The sequence below is a fragment of the Acinetobacter sp. WCHA55 genome, from assembly GCF_002165305.2.
Taxonomy (GTDB): domain Bacteria; phylum Pseudomonadota; class Gammaproteobacteria; order Pseudomonadales; family Moraxellaceae; genus Acinetobacter.
Genome location: NZ_CP032286.1, coordinates 874,267 through 890,002, shown reverse-complemented (window position 1 = coordinate 890,002; position 15,736 = coordinate 874,267). Strand labels below are relative to the sequence as shown.

The 15,736-nt window shown below is 41.2% G+C and carries 14 protein-coding genes and 1 tRNA gene; 9 read left to right on the top strand and 6 right to left on the bottom strand.

The features are described from left to right. The first annotated feature begins 116 nt into the window (after positions 1-116). A complete protein-coding gene (locus CDG62_RS07080) occupies positions 117-845 on the top strand; it encodes a hypothetical protein (RefSeq protein ID WP_087526313.1) in 729 nt (242 codons plus the stop codon). A gap of 40 nt (positions 846-885) precedes the next feature. On the opposite strand, the gene CDG62_RS07075 is transcribed toward CDG62_RS07080, so the two are convergent. Further along, positions 886-2,655 carry an alkaline phosphatase D family protein gene (locus tag CDG62_RS07075; RefSeq protein ID WP_087526314.1) on the bottom strand — a complete coding sequence of 590 codons (1,770 nt, stop codon included), beginning with the start codon at positions 2,653-2,655 and terminating at the stop codon, positions 886-888. 213 nt (positions 2,656-2,868) lie between these two features. Between CDG62_RS07075 and CDG62_RS07070 the strand changes: the two genes are divergently transcribed. Further along, positions 2,869-2,954: transfer RNA gene (locus CDG62_RS07070), tRNA-Leu, on the top strand. Between the two features lie 97 nt (positions 2,955-3,051). Continuing rightward, complete coding sequence (locus CDG62_RS07065; protein ID WP_087526315.1) at positions 3,052-3,420, top strand: hypothetical protein; 369 nt, start codon at positions 3,052-3,054, stop codon at positions 3,418-3,420. A gap of 53 nt (positions 3,421-3,473) precedes the next feature. Here the strand turns inward: CDG62_RS07065 and CDG62_RS07060 are convergent, their stop codons facing one another. From CDG62_RS07060 to rlmE, 4 genes are all read right to left on the bottom strand, one after another. Further along, the gene (locus tag CDG62_RS07060; protein ID WP_087526316.1) at positions 3,474-3,785 is read right to left on the bottom strand and encodes a DUF5713 family protein; all 312 of its coding nucleotides are present in this window, start codon (positions 3,783-3,785) and stop codon (positions 3,474-3,476) included. A 160-nt stretch (positions 3,786-3,945) separates the two neighbouring features. After that, the gene (gene folP / locus CDG62_RS07055) at positions 3,946-4,797 is read right to left on the bottom strand and encodes a dihydropteroate synthase (RefSeq protein WP_087526317.1); all 852 of its coding nucleotides are present in this window, start codon (positions 4,795-4,797) and stop codon (positions 3,946-3,948) included. Between the two features lie 136 nt (positions 4,798-4,933). After that, positions 4,934-6,826: an ATP-dependent zinc metalloprotease FtsH gene (ftsH, locus tag CDG62_RS07050; RefSeq protein ID WP_087526318.1), complete on the bottom strand. Its 1,893-nt coding sequence runs from the start codon at positions 6,824-6,826 to the stop codon at positions 4,934-4,936. 132 nt (positions 6,827-6,958) lie between these two features. After that, positions 6,959-7,609 carry a 23S rRNA (uridine(2552)-2'-O)-methyltransferase RlmE gene (rlmE, locus tag CDG62_RS07045; protein WP_087526319.1) on the bottom strand — a complete coding sequence of 217 codons (651 nt, stop codon included), beginning with the start codon at positions 7,607-7,609 and terminating at the stop codon, positions 6,959-6,961. A gap of 193 nt (positions 7,610-7,802) precedes the next feature. Here rlmE and yhbY point away from each other — a divergent pair, with 193 nt between their 5' ends. Both yhbY and CDG62_RS07035 read left to right on the top strand, forming a co-directional pair. Next, positions 7,803-8,126, top strand: a complete 324-nt coding sequence (gene yhbY, locus CDG62_RS07040) for a ribosome assembly RNA-binding protein YhbY (RefSeq protein ID WP_087526320.1) — start codon at positions 7,803-7,805, stop codon at positions 8,124-8,126. A gap of 13 nt (positions 8,127-8,139) precedes the next feature. After that, positions 8,140-8,679: a DOMON-like domain-containing protein gene (locus CDG62_RS07035; protein WP_087526321.1), complete on the top strand. Its 540-nt coding sequence runs from the start codon at positions 8,140-8,142 to the stop codon at positions 8,677-8,679. An 86-nt stretch (positions 8,680-8,765) separates the two neighbouring features. On the opposite strand, the gene CDG62_RS07030 is transcribed toward CDG62_RS07035, so the two are convergent. Then, the gene (locus tag CDG62_RS07030) at positions 8,766-9,224 is read right to left on the bottom strand and encodes a hypothetical protein (RefSeq protein WP_087526322.1); all 459 of its coding nucleotides are present in this window, start codon (positions 9,222-9,224) and stop codon (positions 8,766-8,768) included. 307 nt (positions 9,225-9,531) lie between these two features. Here CDG62_RS07030 and carA point away from each other — a divergent pair, with 307 nt between their 5' ends. From carA to CDG62_RS07010, 4 genes are all read left to right on the top strand, one after another. After that, positions 9,532-10,674, top strand: coding sequence for a glutamine-hydrolyzing carbamoyl-phosphate synthase small subunit (carA, locus tag CDG62_RS07025; RefSeq protein ID WP_087526323.1), 1,143 nt, complete (start codon positions 9,532-9,534; stop codon positions 10,672-10,674). A 14-nt stretch (positions 10,675-10,688) separates the two neighbouring features. After that, the gene (carB, locus tag CDG62_RS07020; protein ID WP_087526324.1) at positions 10,689-13,922 is read left to right on the top strand and encodes a carbamoyl-phosphate synthase large subunit; all 3,234 of its coding nucleotides are present in this window, start codon (positions 10,689-10,691) and stop codon (positions 13,920-13,922) included. A gap of 93 nt (positions 13,923-14,015) precedes the next feature. Next, positions 14,016-14,492 carry a transcription elongation factor GreA gene (gene greA / locus CDG62_RS07015; protein WP_004695598.1) on the top strand — a complete coding sequence of 159 codons (477 nt, stop codon included), beginning with the start codon at positions 14,016-14,018 and terminating at the stop codon, positions 14,490-14,492. 322 nt (positions 14,493-14,814) lie between these two features. Further along, positions 14,815-15,435: a CatB-related O-acetyltransferase gene (locus tag CDG62_RS07010; protein WP_087526325.1), complete on the top strand. Its 621-nt coding sequence runs from the start codon at positions 14,815-14,817 to the stop codon at positions 15,433-15,435. Positions 15,436-15,736: the final 301 nt, after the last annotated feature.

The window sequence follows — 15,736 nt, the reverse complement described above, 5'->3', positions numbered from 1 at the left end:
AAATTAAATTCTTCATCATTTCACACTGAATATTCTGATTATCGTATTTTTTTGCACGATAACGACGCAAATCCTCTATAGTAAAGGCTATTTTTTCATACGCTCTTTTTTTGACGATGCAATCTAAACAAGTCCAACTGTTACTGCAACAATTAGAGACCCTTTACCCTGCTGCATTTAAGCGCAATTTTTTATTGTATAGCCAAATCAAAACACGTGGTATTTTGGATGACTGGCGGGAACTCGTTCCTTGGGGCTTGGCGGTGATGATTTTTATTCCGATCAGCCTTATTTTACAAAATTTTTTCTCAAATCATCTGGAAAAGTTGGATGCATTTCAAAGTCAGAGCTATGCCATTATTAGTATTTTATTGGTACTCATGTGGGTGCTACCCTTTGTCATTAAACAAATTAAACACTCATCACACTCGCTATATCAACTGTTACGTCACGCACCAATCAAGCTTGCAGCTGTCATTCTCTTGAGTGGGCTGAATTTAATGTTCATTGAAAGCAGTTTGCTGATGTGGATCTTGTTTTATTTTGGCGTTAACTTTGGTTTTGTCCGCTTCTATAAAGAAAATTTATTTCGTGACCATAGCCAGTCGCTTGAGCATTATCAACTACAACAACTTAGACGCATCTGTTTTTGGGCCTACAAGCAAACGGTCAAATCGCGCCTTAAATTACGTCTAAGTTCGAGTCAATCTAGCCATTACCAAGCCAGAAAAATACAACTGGGACATGAAGCAGATTTATATGTAAAACTTCTCAAGTATGAACAGGCTTATTGCAAACAGATCAAACATCTCGATCTGGATAGTTATATTGATGAAAAATTATAAAAAAACCGAGCAATGATGCTCGGTTTTTTATAGACAGCATTTATGCCGTTTGCTTTAAACTGCTGACGAGCAATAAGCTTGGATCCAGTATCACTTGATATGATCGTGTTTCATCTACGCTGTATTCTTTTTGCTTAATAGTATCAACAAATATCCAATCTGCCTGTACTTGCTCAGCAGTAAAACTGACTTTCAAGTAGCCTCGCTGATTTAAATTGCAATAATTCAGCTCATCAATCAAGGTTGTAAAAGCAAACTCAAATTCTTTGAGTTGTTGCATTGGAATAGACAAATACTTTTCCATACCGGGCGAGGAAACTGAGCTTGTCGCCAACTCCACGCCTACAAACTGCCCTGTTAAATCGTGTAAGTCCGAAGCCCAAGCATTATGTGTATCACCAGCCAAGACTACAACTTTTTTATTCAAATACTGCAGTGTGCCGTACAGCGTCTCCCGTTCAACTGCATAACCATCCCACGCATCTAAATTATAAGGCACCACAGTCTTAATGCGAGACAACTGCTCTACCGTTAAAGAAGGGTCATTATTTAAGTAACGAAGTTTTATTTCGACCAATTCTTTAATCAGTTGATTCACCTGCTCCAAAACTTCTGGAGTTAACGCTCCGCTACTGATTGCACTGAGTACCTGTAACATCTCTGCTGGAACAAGCATTTTGCTCATTAACACCTGCTGACCCAAAACTTGCCATGTGGCTTTTGAGCTCGCAAGTTGCTGTGTTAACCATGCGCGTTGATTCAGCCCCAGTAACGTTCGATTTGGGTCTTGCATATCTGTAGTAAAGCGCACAGCATCCAAACCCGATGCAGTTAAATAATCTGCATAATCTAACTGTTTACTCCGCGCTAGAATTCGCGTATCCAACATATTCAACTGCACTAAATTACCAAAGTTAAACTGGCGATAAATATTCAAATGATCTTTTTCAGAAAGCGGGCGGATTGGCATCCATTCAAAATAGGCTGCCAGTGCTGCAAGTTTACGATCGAGGAAATCGCCTTCAGTATCTGACTGATGATTTTCAGCACCCTTTTCCCATGTATCATTTGCAAGTTCATGGTCATCCCAAATCACAATGAAAGGATGACGTTGATGCGCAGCCTGTAAATCTGGATCTAGTCGGTATAAAGCATAACGTTTGCGATAGTCATCTAAGCGAATAATTTCTGTATTATTATCATCCGCCAGCGCACGTCCCATCTCTACTGCTTCTTCTGTTGCATAGCCCCCCATGCCATATTCATAAATGTAATCCCCCAAATGAATCACAATATCTACATCCTGTTTGGCCATTTCTTTATAAACATGGAAATAACCCGCTGGATAATTTGAACATGAGCATACGGCAAACTGTACTGACTGTACTTGGGTTGCCAAGGTTTTGGTTTGCCCTGTGATTGAATATGTCGACGCCGATTTAAAACGGTAGAAATAAACTTGCCCCGCAGCAAGTCCCGTCACATCCACTTTCACAGTAAAATCTTGTGCAGCCGTGGTCAGCACCTTTCCTGTTGCTGCAATGTGTTTAAAGTCTGCATCTTTTGCCACATCCCACTGCACTTCTAAACGCGCACTGCTATCAAATGGTGTTACGCGTGTCCAAATGATGACTTGAGTTTGTAAAGGATCACCACTGGCAACCCCATGCAAAAATTGCACTTGCGTGTTGGGCTGTGTGTTTGAGTCGGCATCATCATCACAAGCGGTCAGTGAAATAGGTAAAGATAAAGCACCAAATCCTGCCAAAGTTTTTTGAATAAGTTCTCGGCGGTTCATTTTTTTTGTCATGTGGATTGCCTAAAGACGATATGGACTTGAAATTTATGCGAAAAACATGACATCCGTATCTCAAGTCGATGACACTTTTATGAAGCCTGAACAAGTGTAGTTATACTAATTTTGTTATTTTTTAAACATAAACCGCTGAATTGATTGAAAAGAAAGCAAATAATCACAAATAGACTTGCCAACTTTTATTTCGTCCTCTATTATTGCGCTCATGCCCGAGTGGTGAAATCGGTAGACACAGGGGATTTAAAATCCCCCGCCCACAAAGCGTGCCAGTTCGAGTCTGGCCTCGGGCACCATTCTTAAGCCAATTAAGATGGTGCAATAAAAAATCCAGCAATATGCTGGTTTTTTTATGTCTATAATTTATGCATCGAAGCACATAACAATCACAATATGAAAAAGAACACCCTCATTATCATCCTGAGCCTAGTTTTTTCATACACCAGTCATGCAGAAACACTCTCTCAACAAACAAATAGCGATACGTTTTATGACATGTTTGCGGGCACGATTATTGAAAAAGACCGCCAACTCTATTTACATGCGTGTAAATCAGTAGATACTCATTTTAAATTAAACTTTAATCACACTAAAGATGAGCTGCATACTCGTGAACTCATGAAAAAGCATCCAAAATTTTGGCTGAATCTCATCGCAAATGCTAAAATAGTCGAAGGCGAATACGTCATGACGGTAGATACGATTGAAGATGAATATTTAAACCAAAGTTGTCATCTCACCGATCTTTTAAATGAGCTGTAACAGCAATCTCAACACCTATAGCAAAAACTGACTGAACTAAATGAGAGTGTGACTCACCACTCTCTATTCACCACCAATTCTTCCATTTCAATATTCATAAAGCCAGCATCTTGCACCACCATCATCATCGCTTCAGCAATAAAATCGGCAGCAGAATCATCTAAAGACGAATCTAGATCCTCAAAATGCGGCTTCATTTCATTAATTTCAGCCACCGTGGCATTGGCATATTGATAAATATCACCCTCAGATTTCGCTTTTTCAATCTTTTTAGCAAAAATTTCAACATGCTGCTTCACTTCAGCAACAAGAATATCGGGATAATATTCATCATCAAACATAGGGAGAAGTAAATCTGCAAACATACAGGCACTCAAAATGGGAAACTTAAAAAACGAGTCTGTATAACATAAACCAAACAAATCACCAAATAAAAAAGCAGCATCTCAAAATGCTGCTCGTCTAAAAATTTGATAGAGATCAAATTTTCAAATTAAATCATTAGGTCCGCAGTATGTCGCCTCATTAAGCCATATTCATCGCTTGCCAAACTTTGATCGCATCACTCATGGCTTTGACATCATGTGCGCGCACCATACACGCACCTTGTTGAATACTCAGCAAATGCCCAGCTACAGAACCCACGGCCCGCTGCCCTGCATCGGCCCCACCTAAAGCTTCACCGATAAAGCGCTTCCGTGACAATGCAGACAAGATAGGATACCCGAGCTGATTCAGTTGGTGGAATTCTTTTAAAAGCTTAAGGTTTTGATTTGCATTTTTAGCAAAGCCAAAACCCGGATCAATCATGATGTTTTCAGCTTTGACGCCTGCCTTAAGTGCATCCGCCACACGCTGGGAAAGCTCTGTCATCACATCTAGAGTGACATTATCATATTGATCTAAATCATTCATGGTAGTCGGTTCACCACGCATATGCATAATAATCACTGGGATCTTCAGTTCAGCTGCCGTTTCTAAAGCATTCGGTCGTGTTAATGCTCGCACATCATTCCAGATATGCGCACCTGCTGCGACCGCAGCTTGAATGACTTCAGGTTGAGAGGTATCAATCGAAATGACCACGTCTAGTTCAGCCAAGGCCTCCACAACTGGAACTACACGACGAATTTCTTCCTCAACGTCTACCGTAGATGCCCCTGGACGCGTCGACTCACCACCAATATCGATAACTGTCGCCCCATCCGCAATCATTTGTTTTGCATGTGCAATCGCTTGTGCTTTGCCATTATGCTGGCCGCCATCACTGAATGAATCTGGTGTTACATTTAAAATACCCATCACATGCGGTACCGATAGATCGAGTGATAACTTTCCACAACGTAGAATTTTCTTCGGCAAAGCCATCAATTGCATGTGAGATTCTCCAGTTTAACTTCTGTTATCTTAACGTGTTCCCTCACTTTTTCGTATTAATTTTTCTTCATCAATAGTGAAAAGTCACGCAATAAAAAACCACCCGAAGGTGGTTTTTTATTTTAACTTTTTAAAATTAAGTTGCAGATGGTAATGGCGGTGGTGTGCTTGGACCATCCGTTGGAGTTACATCAATCACAGGATTTTCTGCAACATACACTTTTGGTGGTTGTGGCTCACGGCCCTCCATAATGTCACGAATTTGCTCGCGATCAATCGTTTCCCATTCCATCAAAGCTTTTACCATCGCATGCGCGATATCTTTGTTATTTTCCAAGATGTCACGTGCAACACGGTATTGTTCATCAATGATACGGCGAACTTCAGCATCTACTTGTTGCTGCGTTGCTTCAGAAATGGTACGACTGCCAATGCTGCCCATAAATGATTGCTGAGAATCATCCTCATACACCATTACACCAAGTTTGTCAGACATACCGTACTTAGTGACCATCGCACGTGCCATTTTAGTTGCACGTTCAAAGTCGTTTGAAGCACCTGTCGACATTTGGTTGATAAAGATTTCTTCAGCAATACGACCACCAAACAAAATTGAAAGTTCATTCAACATTTTGTCTTTATAGTGGCTGGTTTGGTCATGTTCAGGCAACTGCCAAGTTACACCCAACGCCCAACCACGCGGCATAATGGTGACTTTATGTACAGGATCTGTACCCGGTAGAATTTCAGCCACAATCGCATGACCCGCTTCATGGTAAGCAGTTGCACGACGTTCTTCTTCACGAATCACCATCGACTTACGTTCAGGGCCCATATACAACTTGTCTTTTGCATCTTCAAAATCATGCATATCGACAGTGTTCTTGTTACGACGCGCAGCAAAAAGTGCAGCTTCGTTCACAAGATTCGCCAATTGTGCACCCGAGAAACCCGGTGTACCACGTGCAAGCACTTGTACATCAACACCTGTCACTGAAGGCAATTTCTTCATGTGAACATTTAAGATTTGCTCACGACCTTTAATGTCTGGTAAGCCAACCATTACTTGACGGTCAAAACGACCTGGACGGAGTAAAGCTTTATCCAGTACATCGGCACGGTTTGTAGCAGCAATGACGATAATACCTTCATTACCTTCAAATCCATCCATTTCAACCAGCATTTGGTTCAATGTTTGCTCACGTTCATCATGACCACCACCTGTACCTGAACCACGATGACGACCCACGGCATCAATCTCATCAATAAAGATGATACATGGCGCATGACGTTTCGCTTGTTCAAACATGTCACGGACACGAGACGCCCCCACACCCACGAACATTTCAACAAAGTCAGAACCAGAAATACTAAAGAATGGTACTTTCGCTTCGCCTGCAATTGCTTTTGCAAGTAAAGTTTTACCTGTACCCGGTGGACCCACCATTAGCACGCCTTTAGGAATCGTTGCACCTAAGCGTTTAAATTTTGAAGGGTCTTTTAAGAAATCAACAATTTCTACAACTTCTTGCTTTGCTTCATCACAGCCAGCGACATCGGTAAAAGTCACTTTAATTTGGTCTTCTGCCAACATTTTTGCTTTTGACTTACCAAAACTCATTGGACCGTTTTTACCACCTGCTCCGCCACCCATGTTGCGCATAAAGAACATGAATAACAAAATGATTAAAAGTACAGGGAAGCTTGCGATCAAAAGTTGCATCAATAAACCTTGACGTGCAGGTGCAGTACCTTCAACGACAACGTTATTTTTAATCAGATTAGGCATAAGCTCTGGGTCTTGAACCGCAGGACGAATACTTTCAAACTCTGAACCGTTTGATTTTTGGCCATGAATTCGTTCGCCATCAATTGTCACTTGCTTAATTTGACCAGCATTCACCGCAGCAACAAACTCTGAATAATTCATCGCTGTCGGCTTTTCATTGCTACTGACGTTACTGAAAATAAGGATCAGTACGCCCAGTATCACTAGCCACAATATGGCATTCTTGAAGAGATCGCTCAAAGCTTTATTCCCATATCAATCTAATTTGATCATGCCCTATCGGGTGACCTTAAAGTTTCTGCTGAAGATCAGCTTCGCAAAATAATAAAAAGGTACAAAATGCACAATTTTTAACGACTTGGCAAGTAAACTTTATTTGAAAGCCTTCTTACGGCCTTGCCCAACTAAGAATACTTCCTTAGATCGGGCACGTGATGCAGCAGGTTTTACTGTTTTTAACACATCAAAGTTGTCGACTACTTGCTTACGGAACTCGTCAAAGCCTGTACCTTGGAATACCTTTACAACAAATTGACCATTTGGACCGAGCACTTTCGTAGCAAAATCGATGGCCAATTCACAGAGGTAAATCTGGCGAGGTTGATCTACAGCCTTGTTACCTGAAGTATTGGGGGCCATATCTGAAATTACAACGTCTACTTTACGTCCATCTAAAATATTTAACAATTTATCGAATACTTCTTGCTCACGGAAGTCACCTTGCAAGAAGGTCACATCTGGAAGTGCATCCATTTCCAAAATGTCAGATGCAACTACCAATCCTCGATCACCGACCAGCTTTCCTGCAATTTGTGACCAACTTCCAGGTGCAGCACCCAAGTCAACCACGGTCATGCCTGGACGAATGATGTTATATTTTTCTTGAATTTCAAGTAACTTATAAGCTGCACGTGCTCGATAACCTTCTTTTTGCGCTTTTTTCACATAATGGTCATCAAGGTGCTCTCTCATCCACGCACGGCTACTTTTGGATAACTTTTGGTTGGTAATGCGTGTTGCCATATTCTCTAAAACATTAAAACTTCTTAAACTTAATTGTACGTTAAATTCTCTAGGCTTGCAGTATACATCTGTATCCAAATCTTGGGTTTTAGTTGTTTTTTTCTATTATCTAAATCGATTATTTCCACAGAATATAAAGCGTTTAATTTCGCAGTTTGTTATACTAAGCCGTTTTTAAAATTAGGTTATCTTTATGGCGACTTTATCCATTCAGGAACGCAAGCGTTTGCGTCAAATCGGTCATGCTTTAAACCCTGTGGTAATGCTTGGCGGTTCAGGTCTGACTGAAAATGTCGTTGAAGAAATTTTACGTGCTTTAAACGACCACGAATTGATTAAAGTCAAAATCGCGGGTGAAGACCGTGAAGAGCGCGCTGCACTCATTGCAGAAATTGCCTCAACTACAGGTGCAGAAATTGTACAAACGATTGGTAAAATTGCATTGCTTTACAAAAAAGCGGCGAAACAAAATGCCAAATTGTCTAACTTAGTTCGTTTCGCGCACGCAGCAAAATAGTTGTAATTTTTTTATGGCAAGTTACGAACTCAGTGCATTTGATCGTCGTTTTCAAGCAATTTCGCTTGTCGGTGCGATCGAACAACAAAGCCCGTATACCCTCAATATCGGCTTTTGGCTACGCGACCCTAATGTGTACATGCACTGGCCCGAAGTCGTGAATTCAAATCCTCGTCAAGACTTTTTATGGGAAAACACCTGTTTTGAAATCTTTATCGGGGTAAAAGGCGAAGATTATTATCGCGAGATCAATCTCTCCCCCTCGCAAGCTTGGCAGGCCTATCAGTTTGAGGAATATCGCTATCCTGAAGATATGCCACCACAGGTTGCTTACGATATTGAACTCAATCAATTAAAGCGCACCCACTATGGTTTAAATGTCAGCATTGATTTGACTGAATTTATGTTGCAACACAAACTGAAATGGGCTGACCTATATCTAGGCTTATCTGCAGTGTTGAATACCTCACAAGGTGAACAGTTCTATGCCATGCAGCATAGCGGCCAACAAGCTGACTTTCACAATAAACGTGATTGGTTGCATCAGTTTTAATCCAGACAAATAAATCCGATCAATAAAAAAGTGAGGCCATGACCTCACTTTTTTATTCACTTAATCTTGAGCCTTGTACATGGAGATTACTTGCTCGAAACCTTATTCCATGCATCTATAGTGTGTTCTTTAGAGCGCTTAAAGGTTTCTGTTAACTGGTCTTTATGTTTCACCGAAATTTCACTGACATCACCTTTTAGCTCTTTGCCCAGTTTAGTTAAATCATCTAAAACTGCAGTAAACTCAGTTTTCACAAACTCTTTTAGCTCTGAGATATCTTTTTGAGAATTTGCCAACTGCCCTTTAATGGTTTCTAAACGCTGCAACAAATCTTGTTTAAACTGGCGAAGTTGTTCTTGCACACTGGCATTCAACTGCTTTGCTTCTGCCTCAAGCTTTTCTTTACTCTCAACTACAGCTTCAGTGACTTGCTCTGATGCTTCTTTCGCCACTTGCTCTAGCTTTTCAGTGCTTTCTGCGACGACTTCTTTAAGCGCAGGCTTTGGTTTAGCTACACTTTTTGGTTCAGCTTTTGGTTCAGTCATGATTTTATTCCTGTTGTTATATAGACAGTGACAGCTTAACGTGGTTTGATAAAATTTAGATTTTGATTTGTCAGACAATTATTTGTTGTTACATTTTCCTCACAAACTTTAAAAACAGCTTTCGCATCAAAATACAAGTCTTTTATATTATTTATTCCTTGTTATTGGCATGGACTTTAATAGTGCGGTTGCGTATAATGCCGTGTTAAGTTCAAGCGAGCAGACATAGGGAGGGTAGGTTTTTAGATAGCCTTCCTTTTTTTTCGTCTACTCGCTTTTTTACAGCCTAAATTTCAGGAGCTTTGGTTTGAGCACCCCAGCAATTTTAGCCCTTGCCGATGGTACGATCTTTAAAGGAACGTCTATTGGTGCATCGGGTAGTACGACTGGTGAAGTCGTTTTCAACACTGCCATGACTGGCTATCAAGAAATTTTGACTGACCCAAGTTATGCACAACAACTTGTGACTCTAACTTACCCACACATCGGTAACACAGGTTGTAATGATGAAGACGCTGAGTCAGGTCGAATTCATAAAGTATGGGCCAATGGATTGATCATTCGTGACCTACCTTTATTGCATAGCAACTTCCGATCAACGCAATCTTTAGGCGAATACTTAAAAGAACATAATGTCGTTGCGATTGCGGATATTGATACGCGCAAATTGACTCGTATTCTACGTGACAAAGGCGCACAAAATGGTTGCATCCTTGCTGGTGAAAATATTACTGAAGAACAAGCTTTAGAAAAAGCTCGTGCCTTTGGTGGTTTAAATGGTTTAGACCTAGCGAAAGAATGCTGTGACCCAACAGGCTTCGAATGGACCGAAGGTTCTTGGGTTTTAGGCAAAGGCTTTACACAACCTGAACTTAAATTCCATGTTGTTGCATACGACTACGGTGTCAAAACCAACATCTTACGTATGCTTGCTGACCGCGGTTGTAAATTGACTGTAGTGCCTGCACAAACCCCTGCTGCTGACGTACTTGCGTTGAATCCAGATGGCGTGTTTTTATCGAACGGCCCTGGCGATCCTGCTGCATGTGACTACGCAATTGAAGCTGTAAAAACAATTGTAGAAGACGCTCGCAACTTACCTGTCTTTGGTATTTGCTTAGGTCACCAAATTCTTGCACTCGCTTCTGGCGCTAAAACGGTGAAGATGCCGCATGGTCACCACGGTGCTAACCATCCAGTACAAAACATCGAAGATGGTACAGTGATGATTACTTCTCAAAACCATGGCTTCGCAGTGGATGCAGAAACACTTCCTGCAAACTTAAAAGCTACGCACAAGTCTTTGTTCGATCAAACTCTTCAAGGGATTCATCGTACAGACAAGCCAGCGTTCAGCTTCCAAGGTCACCCTGAAGCAAGCCCTGGTCCGCATGACTGCGCACCATTGTTCGATCATTTCATCGAACTTATCGAAGCATCTAAGAAGTAATTAAGGAAGCGATCATGGCTAAACGTACAGACATTAAAAGCATCTTAATTATTGGTGCAGGTCCGATTGTCATCGGACAGGCATGTGAGTTTGACTACTCAGGTGCGCAAGCGTGTAAAGCCCTTCGTGAAGAAGGTTACCGTGTTATTTTGGTGAACTCTAACCCAGCGACCATTATGACTGACCCTACAATGGCAGACGCAACGTATATCGAGCCAATCACTTGGCAAACCGTTGCTCAAATCATTGAGAAAGAACGCCCAGATGCGGTTCTTCCAACTATGGGTGGTCAAACGGCATTAAACTGTGCGCTTGCACTGGATGCCAACGGTATTTTAGAAAAATACAATGTTGAATTGATTGGCGCGACCAAAGAAGCGATTGAAAAAGCTGAAGACCGTAAACTGTTTGATGAAGCAATGCGTAAAATTGGTCTTGAATGTCCAAAAGCTGCGATTGCTGAAAACATGGAAGAAGCTTTAGAGATTCAAGCACGCTTCGGCTTCCCTGTCATTATCCGTCCATCATTCACGATGGGTGGTTCAGGTGGCGGTATCGCTTATAACAAAGAAGAATTTCTTGAAATCTGTGAACGCGGTTTCGACCTTTCACCAACTAAACAATTATTGATTGATGAATCTTTAATTGGTTGGAAAGAATACGAGATGGAAGTTGTTCGTGACAAAAACGACAACTGTATCATCGTTTGTTCAATTGAAAACTTTGACCCAATGGGCGTGCATACAGGTGACTCAATCACTGTTGCACCTGCGCAAACATTGACAGATAAAGAATATCAATTGATGCGTAATGCATCTTTAGCAGTTCTTCGTGAAATTGGTGTGGAAACGGGTGGTTCTAACGTTCAGTTCGGTATTTGCCCGAATACTGGCCGTATGGTGATCATCGAGATGAACCCACGTGTATCACGTTCATCTGCTCTTGCATCAAAAGCAACAGGTTTCCCAATTGCAAAAATCGCTGCGAAGCTGGCTGTTGGTTATACCCTTGATGAATTGAAAAATGACATCACAGGTGGTACTACTCCTGCGTCATTCGAACCTGCAATTGACTACGTGGTAACTAAAGTTCCACGTTTCAACTTTGAAAAATTCCCGCAAGCAGACGCGACTTTAACGACACAGATGAAATCTGTGGGTGAAGTCATGGCAATTGGTCGTAACTTCCAAGAGTCTGTAAACAAAGCACTTCGTGGTCTTGAAGTGGGTGTTTCTGGTTTTGACGAAAAAATCGAAGTGGGTGCTGAAGGCGCACGCGAAAAGATTCTTCAAGAGCTTAAAGTTCCGGGTCCTGAGCGTATTTGGTATGTGGCTGATGCTTTCCGTCACGGATTTAGCTTAGACGACGTTTTTGAAGCAACCAAAATTGACCGTTGGTTCTTAATCCAAATCGAAGACATCATCAAAACTGAAAATGAAATTAAAACTTTAGGTTTTGGTGATCTAAACGCAGACAACATCCGTTCATTCAAACGTAAAGGTTTATCTGACCTTCGCATTGCGAACTTAATGGGTATTTCACAAAAACAATTCCGTAAACACCGTTGGAACTTGGGCGTGACTCCAGTTTACAAACGTGTGGATACTTGTGCAGCAGAGTTTGAATCTGACACTGCGTACATGTATTCAACTTACGATGAGGAATGTGAATCAAACCCATCTGATAAAGATAAAATCATGGTGATTGGTGGTGGTCCTAACCGTATTGGTCAAGGTATCGAATTCGATTACTGCTGTGTACACGCAGCGCTTGCAATGCGTGAAGATGGCTACGAGACCATCATGGTAAACTGTAACCCTGAAACGGTTTCTACGGATTACGACACGTCTGATCGTTTGTACTTCGAACCAATCACTTTGGAAGATGTACTTGAAATCGTACGTACTGAAAAGCCAAAAGGCATTATCGTTCAGTATGGTGGTCAGACTCCGCTTAAATTGGCTCGCGCTTTAGAAGAAGCGGGTGCGCCAATTATTGGTACATCACCAGATGCGATTGACCGTGCAGAAGACCGTGAACGTTTCCAACAAATGATTCAACGTCTTCAACTTCGTCAGCCAAATAACAGCATTGTAAAATCTGCTGAAGAAGGTATGGCTGAAGCATCGAAAGTCGGCTACCCACTTGTGGTACGTCCTTCTTATGTACTCGGTGGTCGTGCGATGGAAATCGTATACAACGACGAAGAGCTTAAGCGCTACTTACGTGATGCAGTTCAAGCATCAAATGAAGCGCCTGTTCTTCTTGACCATTTCTTAGATGATGCAATTGAAGTTGACGTAGACTGTGTATCTGATGGTAAAGATGTGGTGATTGGCGGTATTATGCAGCACATTGAACAAGCAGGGATTCACTCAGGTGACTCAGCATGTTCGATTCCTCCATACTCGCTGTCAGTTGAAATCCAAGACGAAATGCGTCGTCAAACTGTTGCTATGGCGAAAGAGCTTGGCGTTGTTGGTTTGATGAACGTGCAGTTTGCTGTGAAAGGCGAAGACGTTTACATCCTAGAAGTGAACCCACGTGCGTCGCGTACTGTGCCATTCGTTTCTAAATGTATCGGTGAGTCTTTAGCGAAAGTTGCTGCGCGTTGTATGGCGGGCCAATCTTTAGAATCTCAAGGATTCACAAAAGAAATCATCCCGACTCACTTCTCTGTAAAAGAAGCGGTGTTCCCGTTCAACAAGTTCCCGGGTGTTGACCCTATTCTTGGCCCTGAGATGAAATCTACAGGCGAAGTCATGGGTGTAGGTAAAACATTTGGTGAAGCATTCTACAAAGCTGTGTTAGGCTCGAATGAACGCGTACCAGGTCTTCCTACAGAAGGCGAAGTGAAGCATGCATTTATCTCTGTGCGTGATTCAGACAAGCCTCGTGCTGTTGGTATTGCGAAAAAATTAGTAGACTTTGGTTTCAAAGTACTTGCAACTGGCGGTACTTATGAGTTTATTAAAGCTGCGGGTATTGAGTGTGAACGTGTAAATAAAGTCACTGAAGGTCGTCCTAATATCGTGGACCGCTTGAAAAATGGCGAAGTTCACCTCATTATCAATACAACTGAAGGCAAACAAGCTCAACAAGATTCGTTCTCGATTCGTCGTTCAGCGCTTCAAGCAAAAGTGTATAACACGACGACCTTGAACGGTGCTGATGCTGTATGTCAAGCTTTTGCAATTCAATTGCCAATGGATGTATACCGTTTGCAAGATTTACAAACTGTAGGTTAATTCGTTTACCGAGAAGTCCCGTCACCTCTCGGTGGCGGGCTTTTTTCATTTATAAACCTATATTTTTTACACTCACAGACTTGAGGGACAACAATGCAACGTTATCCTATGACTCCCCAAGGCAAGTTAGCCTTAGAGAAAGAATTACATCAATTAAAAAGTATTGAACGTCCACGTATTATTGCGGCAATTGCTGAAGCACGTGAACACGGGGATTTAAAAGAAAATGCGGAATACCATGCTGCGCGTGAGCAACAAGGTTTCTGTGAAGGTCGTGTTCAAGACATCGAAGGCAAATTGGGTGCCGCTCAAGTGATTGATGTCAAAGAACTTGAACAAAACGGTCGTGTAGTTTTTGGGGTGACAGTCACTATTGAAAACTTAGATACCGAAGAACAAAAGACCTATATGATCGTGGGTGATGACGAAGCTGATTTTAAAATCAATAAAATTTCAGTGAACTCTCCTATCGCACGTGGCCTTTTGGGCAAAAGCGAAGGCGACGAAGTAAAAATTCAAACACCTCAAGGTGAAGTTGAATACGAAATTGTAAAAGTTGCATATATCTAATTTTCTTTGATATTTACGGCTGTATAACCCCTCAATTGAGGGGTTACTTGTTTTTATATTTTCCCAAAATACCTCTCCTTGACCCTCTATTATGGCAAGGGAAATTTCATTACAAAAATGCGATGGGTTTAAGATATACAAACCTGCCCACCAAAACCCAAAATTTAATTCGCCATGGATACTCCTTCCCTCTAAAGAATACGGTTGAGATGAGGTATCTCAAACAAGAGAGCGTTAGATTTAAGGCATTCATTCCCCTCTCTTTTTCAAAGCACGACATTTATTTGTTATAATTTCTCACACTCTCCAACACTGTCTTTTTATGTCTGAACCTTTGATCAATTCTCCTGTCAAACACTGGTGTGAGTTTGAGTTCATCTCTAAAACGGTGAAGAACCCGAATATTCACATTAAAGGGAATTACTCTTACTACTCAGCGTATTGGGACCAAGGTTTTGAACGTTGTGCCGTGCGTTATTTGCATGATAAGCCTTCAACCGTAGATAAACCGATTGATCAGCTCTATATCGGCAACTTTGTTTGTTTTGGCGCGGAATGCGTCATTATGATGGGTGGTAACCAACTGCATCGTACTGACTGGATTTCAGCCTTTCCCTTTGATACGCGTAGTTTTGTTCCCGCAGGTAATACCATCATTGGCGATGGATGCTGGATTGGCTCTCGTGCCATGATTATGCAAGGTGTGAAATTAGGTGAAGGTGCTGTAGTAGCAACAGGTGCTGTCGTGACCAAAGATGTTCCACCCTATGCCGTTGTGGGTGGAGTACCTGCCAAGATTATTAAGTATCGCTTTCCCGAAGCAGATATAGAAAAACTGCTTGCACTGAAGCTCTATGACTTAGATGAAAAGCTGTTTTTAAAGATGCGTGAGCAGTTACAGACAGATGATGTAGAAAAACTTTATCATTCTTTAGCCCCATAAATATCATATCGGACATCAAAAATCTTCTTTAGACGTATAGTAATCCTTTATTTTTTCGAGAATTTCATGAGATAATTCCTTCAAAATCAGAGTAATGATTTAAATAGATCCAAATAATGGTATCGAATGAAACAATGTTTGAAAATGATAAATCAGATATTTTATTTAAAAATCAAGAACAAGAATAATCAGTTGCTTAAAAACTAGGAATTACACAATATGGAGAAATTTTTAAAACATAAAATTATTTATATTTATTTTGGTTTTCAAATAATTATACATTCTTATTTTTTGAAAGTTA